This window comes from Klebsiella sp. 1SOBk10mer (genome assembly GCF_046602535.1).
Taxonomy (GTDB): Bacteria; Pseudomonadota; Gammaproteobacteria; order Enterobacterales; family Enterobacteriaceae; genus Klebsiella; species Klebsiella quasipneumoniae.
This window is the reverse complement of record NZ_JBKIUP010000004.1, coordinates 213,559-226,925: the sequence shown is the minus strand read 5'-3', so window position 1 is coordinate 226,925 and position 13,367 is coordinate 213,559. Positions and strand designations below refer to the sequence as shown.

General features: G+C 60.8%; 13 protein-coding genes. 4 read left to right on the top strand and 9 right to left on the bottom strand.

Translation table 11 applies throughout. The features are described 5' to 3' along the window. Positions 1-35: 35 nt before the first annotated feature. Positions 36-752: an IclR family transcriptional regulator gene (locus ACLH1I_RS13440; RefSeq protein ID WP_094309095.1), complete on the top strand. Its 717-nt coding sequence runs from the start codon at positions 36-38 to the stop codon at positions 750-752. A 39-nt stretch (positions 753-791) separates the two neighbouring features. Here the strand turns inward: ACLH1I_RS13440 and ACLH1I_RS13435 are convergent, their stop codons facing one another. From ACLH1I_RS13435 to ACLH1I_RS13415, 5 genes are all read right to left on the bottom strand, one after another. Continuing rightward, on the bottom strand, positions 792-2,126 hold the full coding sequence (locus ACLH1I_RS13435; RefSeq protein ID WP_048325484.1) for an MFS transporter: 1,335 nt from the start codon (positions 2,124-2,126) through the stop codon (positions 792-794). 513 nt (positions 2,127-2,639) lie between these two features. Beyond that, on the bottom strand, positions 2,640-3,653 hold the full coding sequence (locus ACLH1I_RS13430) for a HoxN/HupN/NixA family nickel/cobalt transporter (protein ID WP_017899641.1): 1,014 nt from the start codon (positions 3,651-3,653) through the stop codon (positions 2,640-2,642). After that, positions 3,650-5,884, bottom strand: coding sequence for a carbamoyltransferase HypF (hypF, locus tag ACLH1I_RS13425; protein WP_048325485.1), 2,235 nt, complete (start codon positions 5,882-5,884; stop codon positions 3,650-3,652). The genes ACLH1I_RS13430 and hypF overlap by 4 nt, the downstream gene beginning before the upstream one ends. 8 nt (positions 5,885-5,892) lie before the next feature. Then, entirely contained in the window at positions 5,893-6,420 is a 528-nt protein-coding gene (gene hydN, locus ACLH1I_RS13420) for an electron transport protein HydN (RefSeq protein WP_004205658.1), read from the bottom strand. Positions 6,421-6,555: 135 nt separating this feature from the next. Further along, positions 6,556-7,569, bottom strand: coding sequence for a LacI family DNA-binding transcriptional regulator (locus tag ACLH1I_RS13415; protein WP_048325488.1), 1,014 nt, complete (start codon positions 7,567-7,569; stop codon positions 6,556-6,558). A gap of 249 nt (positions 7,570-7,818) precedes the next feature. Between ACLH1I_RS13415 and ascF the strand changes: the two genes are divergently transcribed. The 3 genes from ascF (at position 7,819) to ACLH1I_RS13400 (ending at position 11,175) form a co-directional block, all read left to right on the top strand. Further along, positions 7,819-9,261: a PTS cellobiose/arbutin/salicin transporter subunit IIBC gene (gene ascF, locus ACLH1I_RS13410; protein ID WP_048295440.1), complete on the top strand. Its 1,443-nt coding sequence runs from the start codon at positions 7,819-7,821 to the stop codon at positions 9,259-9,261. A gap of 26 nt (positions 9,262-9,287) precedes the next feature. After that, the gene (locus ACLH1I_RS13405; protein ID WP_023318986.1) at positions 9,288-10,712 is read left to right on the top strand and encodes a 6-phospho-beta-glucosidase; all 1,425 of its coding nucleotides are present in this window, start codon (positions 9,288-9,290) and stop codon (positions 10,710-10,712) included. A gap of 181 nt (positions 10,713-10,893) precedes the next feature. Continuing rightward, positions 10,894-11,175 carry a SymE family type I addiction module toxin gene (locus tag ACLH1I_RS13400; RefSeq protein WP_198079855.1) on the top strand — a complete coding sequence of 94 codons (282 nt, stop codon included), beginning with the start codon at positions 10,894-10,896 and terminating at the stop codon, positions 11,173-11,175. Positions 11,176-11,186: 11 nt separating this feature from the next. On the opposite strand, the gene hycI is transcribed toward ACLH1I_RS13400, so the two are convergent. From hycI to ACLH1I_RS13380, 4 genes are read right to left on the bottom strand one after another with little or no spacing between them, the layout of a single operon-like run. Next, positions 11,187-11,657: a hydrogenase maturation peptidase HycI gene (gene hycI / locus ACLH1I_RS13395; RefSeq protein ID WP_004205652.1), complete on the bottom strand. Its 471-nt coding sequence runs from the start codon at positions 11,655-11,657 to the stop codon at positions 11,187-11,189. After that, entirely contained in the window at positions 11,650-12,060 is a 411-nt protein-coding gene (locus ACLH1I_RS13390; protein ID WP_004205651.1) for a formate hydrogenlyase maturation HycH family protein, read from the bottom strand. Before ACLH1I_RS13390 ends, hycI begins: the two co-directional genes overlap by 8 nt. Continuing rightward, entirely contained in the window at positions 12,057-12,824 is a 768-nt protein-coding gene (locus ACLH1I_RS13385) for an NADH-quinone oxidoreductase subunit B family protein (protein WP_151629063.1), read from the bottom strand. Before ACLH1I_RS13385 ends, ACLH1I_RS13390 begins: the two co-directional genes overlap by 4 nt. Then, positions 12,824-13,366 (bottom strand): formate hydrogenlyase complex iron-sulfur subunit, encoded by a 543-nt coding sequence (locus ACLH1I_RS13380; protein WP_198079857.1) that lies wholly within the window; start codon positions 13,364-13,366, stop codon positions 12,824-12,826. The genes ACLH1I_RS13385 and ACLH1I_RS13380 overlap by 1 nt, the downstream gene beginning before the upstream one ends. Position 13,367: the final 1 nt, after the last annotated feature.

The window sequence follows — 13,367 nt, the reverse complement described above, 5'->3', positions numbered from 1 at the left end:
CAGGTACAATTTTGGTCGGCAAAAAGGAGAACATGATGGGGAATGAAGGCGTAATTGCCGTTGAAAAGGCGCTGGCTTTACTTGACTGCTTCCGTCCCGGTAATGACAGTCTGACGTTAACCGAGCTGGCCCAGCTTTCGGGATATCACAAAACAACCGTTTATCGCCTGATGAATTCGCTTGAGCGAATGAACTACATCATCCGGCACGACGATGGCACCTATACGCTCGGCCACCGTTTGCTCTATCTCGGCAAGCTCTATGAGCAATCATTTGAACTTGCCAGAGTCGTACAGCCGGAATTGCAGGCGCTGTCGCAGGCCTCCAGCGAAAGCGCAAGCTGGTATGTGATTGAGGGTGGGCAACGCCTGTGCCTGTTCCGCGCCGAAGCCTCCCAGGGATTACGCCACAGCAACCTGCCTGGCAGCCAGTTCCCGCTGGATGGTTCCGCTATCAGCAAGGTTTTACGCCACTGGGGATTGGGTGAATCGTTGCCGGAAAACGAACCGACGCTGCCGTTCTATACCTCCGGCGCGCGCGACCCGCACACTGCGGCCTTCGCAATGCCTGTTTTTGGCGTCCACGATAAACTGATCGCGGCGCTGGCCCTGACCGGGCCGGCATCGCGTCTGACGGAAGATCGTAAAACGAGCGGCATCAGCCAGCTCATGCAGGAGACGGCCAACCGCCTGTCGCTCAAGCTAGGGGCCAGCAAGCCTTTCTGCGAAACGTTTTACGGTGTGAAAGAGTAAGCTTTGCTGAGAAGGCGGGAAAAATCCCGCCTTTGCTTATTAATGGGTCACCTGTTTTTCCTGCCTGGCAGACTGCGAGTAACGGCGCCCCATCGCCAGCACTGCAATGCCGCCTGCCAGACACAAGACGGCCAGCGGCAGCATCGCCAGCGTATAGCTTCCTGTCCGTTCGCTAATAATGCCATAGGCATTCACCATCACCGCGCCGCCAATCAGGTTGGCGATCGCGCCGATGGCCGCCAGCCCGGCGGCAGCTGACGTGCTGCTCATCCAGCCCGATGCCAGCGCCCAGAAGGGGCCCTTCGCCGCATATGCGCCAATCAGTATGGTACTGAGGATCATAATGGTGGCCGGCAGCGATAGATTGATAAATGCCGCGAACACGCCAGCCGCAATCATAAAGAGGGCAAGGGCCGTGTGCCAGCGGCGTTCATTATTCCGGTCCGAACTGCGTCCCCATACAATCATCAGCACCGAGGCCAGGCCATAGGGGATGGCATTCAGCAGCCCGGTGGTCAGGTTATCAAGATGGAACGACTTCAGCAGCTGTGGAGACCAGACGCTTAGCGTGGTGCCGGCAGAAGAAGCGCCAGCGTAAATCAGCGCCATAAGCCAGATCTGGCGATGCTTCAACAGTTGCCATGTCGTGGTGTGGCCGATCTGTGTCTGCTGTTGCCGCTCTGCCTGAAGGGTGTTTTCCAGCCACGTTTTTTGCCGCTCGGTTAACCAGCCAGCCTGGTGAGGGCGGTCGCGCAGAATAAAAAACGCGGCTATTCCCAGCAGTACCGCCGGCAGCCCTTCAATAATGAATAACAGATGCCAGCCACGCAGCCCTAACCAGCCATCCAGGGTCAGGATCAACCCTGAAAGCGGTGAACCGAAAAAGTTAGCCAGCGGAATGGCCACCATAAAAGAGGCAATGATGCGCGCACGGTAGCGCGACGGGATCCACCAGGTAAGATAGAGCACCACGCCCGGGAAGAAACCCGCTTCGGCGGCACCCAGTAAAAAACGGACGATATACAGTGAGGTGGTATTTTGCACCAGCGCCATACACATCGATACCACGCCCCAGCTAATCATAATGCGCGGCAGCCACAAGCGTGCCCCCACCTTCTGCATCGCCAGATTGCTGGGTACTTCAAAAATAAAGTAGGCGACAAAATACAAACTGCTGGCGAAACCAAAAGCCGCCTTACTTAGCCCCAGATCCTCATTCATCTGCAGCGCAGCCATACCTATATTGCCCCGGTCAATAATCGACACCAGGTAGCTCACCACCAGGAACGGAAGGATGCGCCAGATAACCCGCCGCATGGTCTCTTTTTCCAGCGCGTCGTTATCGGTCGCGCGGTTCGGTAATTGATCGGTCATGGTTTCCTCGCAGGGTTTCATTATGTTTATCAGGAAAACGATGTAGAGATGCAATAAGTGACTTCAGCCTGATGCGTCCGTTTTGCCGCGCCCGAAGATCAGGATGGGCGGCTCGGGTTGCCATGGCGCTTCACGCTGTAACGCCAGCCACACGTTCTGACCGCAAGGTACGGTGCGCTAACGATCGCCATGAACACCTCACTCATTGTTGTACAATGTACAACCAAGTTTTATTTCACAAAACTACTATAACGAGGCTGCCGTGTTTTTATCCAGTTAACAACTGGTTTAAATTATGTAAATAAGAGGTAAATCACAGATGTTTCAGGTCGTTTAAACGGGGGGAGCGTTGAGATTTAATTAAAAAGTATAATTTTTCAATGAGTTAAATAAGTGAGCTGATTAACGTAGAGCGATGGTTCGTGACGACCGGTGGGAACCTGCGCAGAGAAGCGCCGCCAGAGAGTGATGATCGCCCGGCTTAGCGCAGCGCAAGCCGGGAAAATGCTGAACCTAACGCGCCAGATTATCGTAGCCGCGCCAGCGATAATTGAGCACCGACAGCGCCCAACAGGCGACAAACAGCCCGACCACCACAAACCCGGCGTCGCCGAGGTTGTCGTTTAACGCCCCTACCCAGCGCCATATTCCGCCGCTGAGCGCAAACTTATCCATCAGCAGACCCAGCGCTTCCAGGCCGCCGATAAACAGCGCCACCACCACCGAAGTGCCGGTGATGGTCATGTTGTAGTAAAGCTTGCGCTGCGGCTTGCTGAACGCCCAGCCGTAGGCGCCGACCATCAGCACGTTATCGAGGGTGTCCACCAGCGCCATGCCGCTGGCGAACAGCGCCGGGAAGACCATAATCGACCAGACGGAAATCCCGCTCGACGCGCCGGCGGCGGAGATGCCCAGCACGCCGATTTCGGTGGCGGTATCAAACCCGAGGCCGAACAGGAAACCGACCAGGTACATCTGCCAGCTACGGCTGACCAGACGAAAGGTTTTGCCAAACAGCCAGCTCATCACCCCGCCGCCGCTGACGATCTCGTCGCTCAACGGCTCACCCCGCTTCCACGCCCGAAAGCTACGCCAGACGCTGCGCAATATCACCAGGTTGATAAAGGCCATCGCCAGCAGAAACAGCGCCGACACAGCGGTGCCGATGACGCTACCGGTGTCGTGCAGCCAGTTCATCTGCGCGCTGAAGGCCGTGGCGGTAGCGGCAATCGCTGCCGAGGCCAGCACCACAATCGACGAGTGGCCCAGCGAGAACCAGGCCCCGACGGCGAAGGGCCGCCGCCCCTGCTGCATCATCTTGCGGGTGACGTTATCAATCGCCGCGATATGATCGGCGTCCACTGCGTGGCGCAGGCCGTAGCCCCAGGCCAGCAGGCTGGCGGCCATTAGCGCGCCGCTGTCGCCAAAGGCCTGCAGCGCCCAGCACCAGGCCAGTAAGTTCGCCGCGATCAACCCCAACACCAGGCCCGCGGCGCGCGGCTGCTGGCGTAAAACTGTCATTATCATTGTTGTGTTCCTTGAGCCTGAACGCGAGCGGCGGCGATCACCGCCTGACCATAGGCGATTGCGCCGTCGCCGGCCGGCAACTGCTGCGCAAACAGCAGAGTAAAATCCGCCAGATAAAAGGTCAATCGCGCCGCCAGCAGACGGTTATGCAGCACCCCACCGCTGCAGACAATCGTGTCGATGCCGCGGGCAGTCGCACAGTCGCGGGCCATCGCCGCCAGTCCGCTGGCCAGGGCGTCATGAAATGCCCAGGCTTTTTGCGCCGGGCTCGCCTGCCAGCGCAGCCATTGTCGCCAGAAGGTGGCCAGGTCCAGCGCATTGCCGCGCCACGGCAGCGTGACCGGATGGCTGACGCCGGGGCAGCTGGCGGCCAGCGCCTCCAGCCGACAGGCCGCCTCCCCCTCATAGCTCAGGCTCTCCGGGGCGCAGTCCAGCGCGCAGGCGACGGCATCAAACAGCCGTCCGCAGGACGAGGCGCGCGGCGCGTTAATACCGCGGTCGATGGCCTGCGCCAGCAGCGGCCAGTTGCGCTGGCGCAGCGTGCCGGTCTGCGGGTAATCCTGCCAGTCAGGGACAAAAGCCAGGCACTGAGCCAGCAGATTACGCCACGGCTGACGCGCCGCCAGGTCGCCGCCCGGCAGGGCGACAGCCGGCAGCCCGCCGAGATGTTCGCACTGGCGATAGTTAACCCGCAGGCACTCCCCTCCCCATAGCGCGCCGTTCTCCCCCATGCCGATTCCGTCGAGGATCAGGGCGATAACGTCTCCGCCGTCGAGCGGCCAGCGGTGCTCTGCCAGGCACGCCGCAGCGTGAGCATGGTGATGCAGCACGGTCTCCACCGGCAGCGGCAGAGCCGCTCCCCACTGCGTCGATCGATAGCCAGGATGGGCGTCAACCACCACCCGCTGCGGCGCAAAGGCGAAGATGTTCTGCATCAGCTGCAGCGCGCTGCGCCACTGCTGCTCGACGCCCTCCTCGCCAAGATCGCCGAAGTGCTGGCTGAGAACCGCTTCGCCCCCGCGCGCCAGGCAGAAGGTGTTTTTCATGTCCGCGCCCAGCGCCAGCAGCGGCGGCACCTTGTCCAGACCCGGCGGCAGCGGCAGCGCATCCGGGACATAGCCCCGGGCGCGGCGCAGCATTTCTCCGCTCGAGCGCACCAGAGAATCATCCAGCCGCTGCACGATGTCGCGGTTATGGAGCAAAAAGCCGTCGGCGATGTCGGCTAAGTCGTTGAGTGCTTCAGTATTACTTAACGCCGGCGGGCGGCCGCTAAGGTTGCCGGAGGTCATCACGATAGGGCGCGCCAGCGCCTGCAGAAGCAAATGCTGCAGCGGATTAGACGGCAGCATCACCCCAACTTCCGCAAGCCCTGGCGCAATCTCGTCGCACAGGCCGGAGACCTGCGCTTTGCTAATCAGTACGATGGGCGCCGCCGGGGAGTCCATTAGCGCCACGGCGTCGGCAGGTAACCCCGCCGCAGAGGGCAGCATCACCGCCAGCGGTTTCGCCGGACGGTGTTTCCTCGCCCGCAGCGTGGCAACAGCAGCGGGGTTGCCGGCGTCGCAGGCCAGATGAAAGCCGCCGACGCCTTTTATCGCCACGATGTCGCCCGCCGCCAGCCGGGCGATAGCCGCCTGCAGCGCCGCCTCACCGCGCCGCACTTCACCTTGGGCCCGCCACTCCAGCCGCGGCCCGCAGTCGGGGCAGGCCACCGGCTGGGCGTGAAAGCGGCGATCGGCGGGATCGCGGTATTCCGCCTCGCAGGGCGGACAGAGCGGAAACGGCGCCATCGCGGTAAGAGGCCGGTCGTAAGGCATGGCACGAATGATGGTCAACCGCGGCCCGCAGTGGGTGCAGTTGATAAAGGGGTAGCGATAGCGGCGCGCCCGGGGATCATTCATCTCCGCGAGGCACGCCGGGCAGGTCGCGGCATCGGGCACGATCTGGGTGCGCATCCGCCCCGCCCCGCTCTCACGGATGGTGAAGCCCTGCGGCGGAGCCGCCCAGCGATAAGGGGCGCAGTCGGCGCTGTCGACCCGCGCCAGCGGCGGGCAGTGGGCAGCGAGGGCGGCAGTAAAACCGTCATCGCCCCCGGCCAGCCGCACCAGAACGCCCTCGCCGTCGTTACAGACATCGCCGCAGCGAGCCTGCCTCTGAGCCAGCTGCCAGACAAAGGGGCGGAACCCCACCCCCTGCACCTTACCGCGAATGCGGATTTGCACCCCGTTCATGCCAGAGGTTACCAGGCCAGCGCCGTGCGGCGACGTTTCTCTTGGTTCATCTGCTCCAGCTTGTTGCGGTCTACGCAGACCAGGGCGTGCGTCGGGCAGACCTCCATGCAGGCCGGGCCGCTGTCGCGGTGGAAGCAGAGATCGCACTTGTTGGCTTCGGCTTTTTCCGCCACGACGTTCAGTCCGGCGCCGCTATGGCGGATCACCGGCCGCACCACTACCTCCATCGCCCCGTACGGGCAGGCGACGACGCAGGTTTTGCAACCGATGCAGCGCTCCTGCATCACGTGAACAAAGCCTTTATCGCGACTGATAGCGCCGTTCGGGCAGACGTTGGCGCAGGGAGCGTCCTCACACTGACGGCAGGCGGTGGCCGTGGAGACATTGACCCCTTTTATCACATGAATACGCGGCTGAAAGGTGTGCGGCGTCAGGGAGGCGCAGTCCTGATGTTCCTGATGGGACACCACGCAGGCCACTTCGCAAGTGCGACAGCCGATGCATTTGCTCGCATCGGCGATAATGAAACGGTTCATCCATTTCTCCAGCAGTAAGAGGGTTAGGCGCCGGAGTATGCATAATACGTTCCAATTTTTATATTATTGATAATAAATAGATTTTAATCGGTGATGCGCTGTCATCGTCAGTAGTGACGATGACAGCTGACGACGTCAGGCGCAGGGACCCGCCACCAGCGACTCACGCTCGATCAGCGCCCCTGGGAAACTCTGCTGAACATTGAATTCCCCGCCATCGAGCATAAATATCAGGCGATTAATGCTCTCTTTAATCATCTCCGTCACCGGCACCCGGACGCTGGCAAGCGACGGCACCATGTACGGCGCCAGCACAATATCGTCAAACCCCACCACCGAGACCTGCTCCGGCACCTTAATGCCCAGCTGGTGAAGCTGCTTCATCGCCCCGATGGCCATATCGTCATTGCTTGCCACCAGCGCGCTGTAGGTCACCCCGCGCTGACGCAGGCTCTCCACTGCCGCCGCGCCGGTTTCCGGCGTCCAGCGCCCTTCGGTAATGAGCGCCTCGTTCAGGGTAATGCCGTGGCCAGCCAACGCGTCTTTGTAGCCGGCAAGACGCTCAACGCCGGTGGGCGAGTCAAGGGAGCCGGTAATAAAAGCGATATCGCGGTGGCCCAGGGCAATCAGCCGCTCCACCACCCGCATCGCCGACGCTTTTTGATCGGACCAGACGCAGTGGCTGGCGTGGCGGCGCAGGCGGCGGTTAAGCACCATGATCGGCTGCGAGTGGTTCTCAACGATCTCATCCATCTCGTCGACAGTGAGAAAACGCGGGTAGATGATGATCGCATCGCAGCGCAGATCCAGCAGGTACTGGATCGCCTCCCGCTCCTCTTGCGCGCTGTGCTTGCCATCCGCGAGGATCAGCTGCCGCCCCTTGTCCTCGGTCATCCGCGCCACCTGATACAGCAGCTCGCTGAAATAGACGCCGTGGTACAGGGTATTGGTCACCACCAGGCCGAGGGTTTGCGTGGTTTTGGTCGCCAGGTTGCGCGCCAGCAGATTCGGTCGGTAGCCGCTCTCCGCCACCGCCTTAAACACCCGGTCTTTGGTCTCCTGGCTGACATAGCCGTTGCCCGACAGCACCCGCGACACGGTCGCCTTCGATACCCCCGCGCGCTTAGCGACCTCCAGCATCGTTGCCATGTGATTCTTCCTGTTGCAAAAGTTGCAGGCAGTGTACTGCACGTTTCCCGCTTTTACAGCACTCCCCTGCTCACCGCGACGATTAGCGATCAAAATCACAAAACTGAGATCATATTTTTTTTATTTCTTGTGCAATCAAATGAAACTCACCATGATTTTGTGGAACCGGTTTCCTATAAAGCATGGTATCGCCCGGCGATGCGGCGCGGTAACAGATCAGTACCCTATTGATAAACAGGATAAAATCCGATGTCGAAAAATTATGCAGCCCTGGCGCAACAGATAGTCGCGGCATTAGGCGGAGTCGATAACGTCGTCGCCGTGACCCACTGCATGACTCGTCTGCGTTTCGTGGTCAAAGACAACGAACAGGTCGATAGCCCTACACTGAAAGGCCTGACCGGGGTGCTCGGCGTCGTGCGCAGCGATAACCAGTGCCAGGTGATCATCGGCAACACGGTCTCACAGGCCTATCGCGAGGTGGTGAATCTGCTGCCCGGCGACCTGCGCCCGGTCGAGCCGCAGGGCAAAGCGCCGGTCACCCTGAAACGCATCGGCGCCGGGATCCTTGACGCGCTGATCGGCACCATGTCGCCGCTGATCCCGGCGATTATCGGCGGATCGATGGTCAAGTTGCTGGCGATGATCCTTGAGATGAGCGGCGCGTTGCCGAAAGGCTCGCCGACGCTGACCCTCCTGACGCTTATCGGCGACGGCGCATTTTTCTTCCTGCCGCTGATGGTGGCCGCCTCCGCGGCGGTGAAATTCAAAACCAATATGTCGCTTGCCATCGCTATCGCCGGGGTGCTGGTGCATCCCGGGTTTATCGAATTAATGGCCAAAGCCGCTCAGGGCGAACACGTTGAATTTGCCTTTATCCCGGTGACCGCGGTGAAATACACCTACACGGTGATCCCGGCGCTGGTGATGACCTGGTGCCTGTCGTATATCGAACGCTGGGTGGATCGCATTACCCCGGCGGTGACGAAAAACTTCCTTAAGCCAATGCTGATCGTGCTGATCGCCGCCCCGCTGGCGATCCTGCTGATTGGCCCGCTCGGCATCTGGATCGGTAGCGCCATTTCCGCGCTGGTCTATACGATCCACAGCTATCTCGGCTGGCTGTCGGTGGCGATCATGGGCGGGCTGTGGCCGCTGCTGGTGATGACCGGCATGCACCGGGTCTTTACGCCGACCATCATTCAGACCATCGCCGAAACCGGCAAAGAGGGCATGGTAATGCCGTCGGAGATCGGCGCCAACCTGTCGCTCGGCGGCTCTTCGCTGGCGGTGGCGTGGAAAACCAAAAACCCGGAACTGCGCCAGACGGCGCTGGCCGCCGCGGCATCGGCGATTCTGGCCGGGATTTCCGAACCGGCGCTGTACGGCGTGGCGGTGCGCCTGAAACGCCCGCTGATCGCCAGCTTGATCAGCGGCTTTATCTGCGGCGCGGTGGCGGGTATCGCCGGACTGGCCAGCCACTCGATGGCGGCGCCGGGGCTGTTCACCAGCGTGCAGTTTTTCGATCCAGCCAATCCAATGACCATCGTCTGGGTGTTTGGCGTGATGGCGCTGTCGGTAGTGCTGTCGTTTGCCCTGACGCTGATCCTCGGCTTTGAAGATATTCCCGTTGAACAGGCCGCCGCCGACGCCCGAGCGCGCCAGGCCCAGGCCCAGGCAACCCACGCCTGAACACATCACTGATAACGAGGTAACGCATGGCGAGTTTCCCACAGGGATTTTTATGGGGCGGCGCACTGGCCGCCAACCAGTCTGAAGGCGCATGGCGCGAAGGGGGGAAAGGGATGGCCACCGTGGATACCCTCCCCCACGGCGCCCACCGTCTGCCGGTAAAATTAGGCCTGGAGAAGCGCTTCACGCTTCGCGAAGACGAATTCTACCCCAGCCACGAGGCGATCGATTTCTACCACCGCTACAAGGAAGATATCGCCCTGATGGCGGAGATGGGGTTCAGCGTCTTTCGCACCTCCATCGCCTGGAGCCGCCTGTTCCCGCGCGGCGACGAGCAGCAGCCGAATCCGCAGGGCATCGCCTTCTATCGCTCGCTGTTCGAAGAGTGCAAAAAGCACGGTATCGAGCCGCTGGTCACGCTGTGCCATTTTGACGTGCCGATGCACCTGGTGATGGAGTACGGCTCCTGGCGCAACCGCAAAATGGTGGATTTCTTTAGCCACTACGCCCGCACCTGCTTTGAAGCTTTTGACGGTCTGGTGAAATACTGGCTCACCTTCAATGAAATCAACATCATGCTGCACAGCCCCTACTCCGGCGCCGGTCTGGTGTTTGAAGAGGGAGAAAACCAGGAGCAGGTGAAGTATCAGGCCGCGCATCACGAGCTGGTGGCCAGCGCGCTGGCGACAAAAATCGCCCACGAGATAAACCCGCAAAATCAGGTCGGCTGCATGCTGGCGGGCGGTAATTTCTACCCTTACTCCTGCAAGCCGGAAGATGTCTGGATGGCGCTGGAGAAGGACCGCGAAAATCTGTTCTTTATTGACGTCCAGGCGCGCGGCGCCTACCCGGTGTGGGCCGCGCGGGTGTTCCGGGAAAAGGGGGTCACCATTGCGAAGCAGCCGGGCGATGACGAGATCCTCAAAAACACCGTCGATTTCGTCTCCTTTAGCTACTACGCCTCACGCTGCGCCTCGGCGGAGATGAACGCCAGCAACACCAATGCCGCCAATATCGTCAAGTCGCTGAAGAACCCGCACATTCCGGCCAGCGAATGGGGCTGGGGCATCGACCCGCTGGGTCTGCGTATCACCATGAACATGATGTACGACCGCTATCAGAAGCCGCTGTTCCTGGTGGAAAACGGGCTCGGCGCCCGGGACGAGATCGACGCCAGGGGCGAGATCAATGACGACTATCGCATCAGTTACCTGCGCGAGCACATCAAGGCGATGCGCGACGCCATCGGCGACGGTATTCCGGTGCTGGGTTACACCAGCTGGGGCTGTATCGATCTGGTCTCGGCGTCCACCGGCGAGATGAGCAAACGCTACGGCTTTGTCTATGTCGATCGCGACGACGCCGGCAACGGCACGCTGGCGCGCAAGCGTAAAAAGTCGTTCTTCTGGTACCAGAAGGTGATAGCCAGCAACGGCGCCGACCTCGACTAAGCGCGTCTCCGGCGCTCGCCCGTCTCCCTGCGCTGACCGGGGGACGGGCGTCTACTTTCTGTTGCATCCATTACATGTTTTTTTCTCGAGCCTGATTCCAGTTTCTGGTTTGCCTCCCGTTCACAACAACTGGTATTTTATCCAGTATATTTTCAGGGGTATCTTCAGCAATGAGCAAATCATGAACGCACAGCAGCCCCCCGCAGCCAGAGGGATCGTCAGGGCCATTCGCCAGTTAACCGTGGGTTATGTCAGAAAACGCCATGAGAACCGCAAAACGCGGGAGACGCGGCGCTACACCCGCCACGCGGCCCTGAGCCTGAACGGCGACTGGCTGGAGCAGGCGGGATTTCCGGTCGGCACGCAGGTCAGAGTTTCGGTGTCGCCCGGTAAATTAGTGATAGAGAATCTTGAGCTGGCGCCGCCGGTAACGGGGCTCCCGGCAGCCGTCGGGGAGCCCTGATCGCCGCAGGGTTAATCGTCTGCGGCCTCCAGCCGGGCAAAGCCGCCCTGACCCTGCCAGTCTGCCAGCTGCTGGTACACCCGGGCAACGGCCTCTTTTACCGGCTGGGTCATCGGATAATAAAAACCGACGATATCCGGCTGAATGCCGAGGAAGATCACCTCGCCGACGTCCTCTTTCAGCTGATCGACCAGATAGTTGAGCGGCATGTTATGGGTGGTCATCATAAACATCTCGGCGATGTCGTCGGGGTCGATGACGCGAATGTCGCCGGGGTTAAGGCCCATGTCGGTGGCATCAACAATCAGCAGGCGTTCGGGGCGTAATTCACGGATCGCCACGATGTCGTTTTCCGGCGCGCTGCCGCCGTCGATGACCACCCACTGGCCGGCCGGGTTCGCCGCGCACATCTCCGCCAGCAACGGTCCGGCGCCGTCGTCGCCCATCATACTGTTGCCAACACAGAGTAAAACGTTAGTCACGTAATCTCCTCACCATCAGATAGATGGCGCTCTCCTGGTGAATATCATGCAGCATGCTGAGCATCGCTTTGCTCCACGCCTGCTGCTGCGGGGTCTGCGTGGACTGCGCTTTATCAAAGGCGTTGGCCAGCATTGCCACGTGGCTGCTGTCGATGACGATCTCGCCATACTTCGGCACGCCCTCCATTTTGCGCCGCGCGGCGCTGCCGGCCTCAAGGGTGGCGATCCACGCCAGATACGCCTCCCACGGGCAGCTCAGCGCCGCCTCAAGACAGTCGATAACGCCGAGGTGGTGGCCAATCGCCAGGCTGTAATAGACCACCTGCTGCGCCTGATCCGGCGTGGCGTCGTTCTCATCAATAAATTTACGGCTCAGCTGACTGAACACCACCGTCTCGCTCATCGGATACGCGCCCCCTCGACCACCTGGTTGAGATGGGTGACGATCTCGGTCAGACGCGGATCTTTTTCCGCCTCCAGCCAGCGCAGCACCTGGCTGTCGCCCTGGCCGAGCAGACGCATATAGTCGTCAGCAATCTGCCGGCCATAGCGATAGCCCGCCAGACGCCGCGCTTCGCGATCGATACGCACCCGCAGGGGTTGTACCATATCGGCGTGCAGCAGCTCGGTCGGCTGTTCGTCAAGCTCGCCCGGCAGGCGGGCGTGAATTTTCTGCTCCAGCAGGCCGAGGGCCATGGCGAAGCCGTACAGGGTGGCGGCGGGCGTCGGCGGGCAGCCCGGAACATAGACATCGACCGGTACGATTTTATCGGTACCGCCCCAGACGCAGTACAGGTCGTGGAAGATGCCGCCGCTGTTGCCGCAGGCGCCGTAGGAGATACAGATCTTCGGATCCGGCGCCGACTGCCAGGCGCGCAGCGCCGGGGAGCGCATCGCGCGGGTCACCGCCCCGGTAAACAACAGGATATCGGCATGGCGCGGCGAAGGCACAACCTTAATCCCGAAGCGTTCAGCGTCGAACAGCGGCGAAAGGGTGGCGAAGATTTCGATTTCGCAACCGTTACAACCACCGCAGTCGACGCGGTAGACGTAGGCCGAACGTTTAATTTTCTTCAGCAGCGAGGCCTTCATGCTGGCGATGGATTCATCCACCGTCATTGGCACCGGAATGCCGTTTTCATCGCGCGGGCCAAGTAAAGTGCTCATCAGCTGGCCTCCCTTATGTGGCGGGTCAGTTCAATACGATCGGACGGCACCAGACATTTCTGGCGCTTGCATTCCGGGCAGGTTTCGAAGCTTTCGCGGTGCAGCTCGGCGCGGGTATCGCCGTTATGCTTGAGCAGCGCGATGGCGTAGTCGATCTCCTTCTGCACCGCGAACGGCCGCTGGCACTCCCGGCAGTGGCAGATAGCGAAGCGCGACTGCTGAAGGAAATCCTCTTTCTTCCACACCGCCAGCTCATACTCCGGCGACAGCTTAATCGCCGCCGTCGGGCAGACCTCTTCGCAGCGGCCGCAGAAGATGCAGCGCCCGAGGTTGAACTGCCACGCCAGCTGGTTAGTGGCCAGATCGGTCTCGACCATCAGGGCGTTCGATGGGCAGGCATTCACGCAGGCCGCGCAGCCGATACACTGCTGCGGGTTATGCTCCGGCTTGCCGCGGAAGTTTTTATCTACCGGCATCGGATCCAGCGGGTAGGCGTGCGTCGCGGTGCCGGTCTTAATGACTTTTTTAATAAAGGTAAACATG

Excerpts from the sequence above, each read along its gene's own strand:
- ACLH1I_RS13440 (WP_094309095.1), top strand. The coding sequence starts at position 36 with ATGGGGAATGAAGGCGTAATTGCCGTTGAAAAGGCGCTGGCTTTACTT.
- ACLH1I_RS13435 (WP_048325484.1), bottom strand. The coding sequence starts at position 2,126 with ATGACCGATCAATTACCGAACCGCGCGACCGATAACGACGCGCTGGAA.
- ACLH1I_RS13430 (WP_017899641.1), bottom strand. The coding sequence starts at position 3,653 with ATGATAATGACAGTTTTACGCCAGCAGCCGCGCGCCGCGGGCCTGGTG.
- hypF (WP_048325485.1), bottom strand. The coding sequence starts at position 5,884 with ATGAACGGGGTGCAAATCCGCATTCGCGGTAAGGTGCAGGGGGTGGGG.
- hydN (WP_004205658.1), bottom strand. The coding sequence starts at position 6,420 with ATGAACCGTTTCATTATCGCCGATGCGAGCAAATGCATCGGCTGTCGC.
- ACLH1I_RS13415 (WP_048325488.1), bottom strand. The coding sequence starts at position 7,569 with ATGGCAACGATGCTGGAGGTCGCTAAGCGCGCGGGGGTATCGAAGGCG.
- ascF (WP_048295440.1), top strand. The coding sequence starts at position 7,819 with ATGTCGAAAAATTATGCAGCCCTGGCGCAACAGATAGTCGCGGCATTA.
- ACLH1I_RS13405 (WP_023318986.1), top strand. The coding sequence starts at position 9,288 with ATGGCGAGTTTCCCACAGGGATTTTTATGGGGCGGCGCACTGGCCGCC.
- ACLH1I_RS13400 (WP_198079855.1), top strand. The coding sequence starts at position 10,894 with ATGAACGCACAGCAGCCCCCCGCAGCCAGAGGGATCGTCAGGGCCATT.
- ACLH1I_RS13390 (WP_004205651.1), bottom strand. The coding sequence starts at position 12,060 with ATGAGCGAGACGGTGGTGTTCAGTCAGCTGAGCCGTAAATTTATTGAT.
- ACLH1I_RS13385 (WP_151629063.1), bottom strand. The coding sequence starts at position 12,824 with ATGAGCACTTTACTTGGCCCGCGCGATGAAAACGGCATTCCGGTGCCA.
- ACLH1I_RS13380 (WP_198079857.1), bottom strand. The coding sequence starts at position 13,366 with ATGTTTACCTTTATTAAAAAAGTCATTAAGACCGGCACCGCGACGCAC.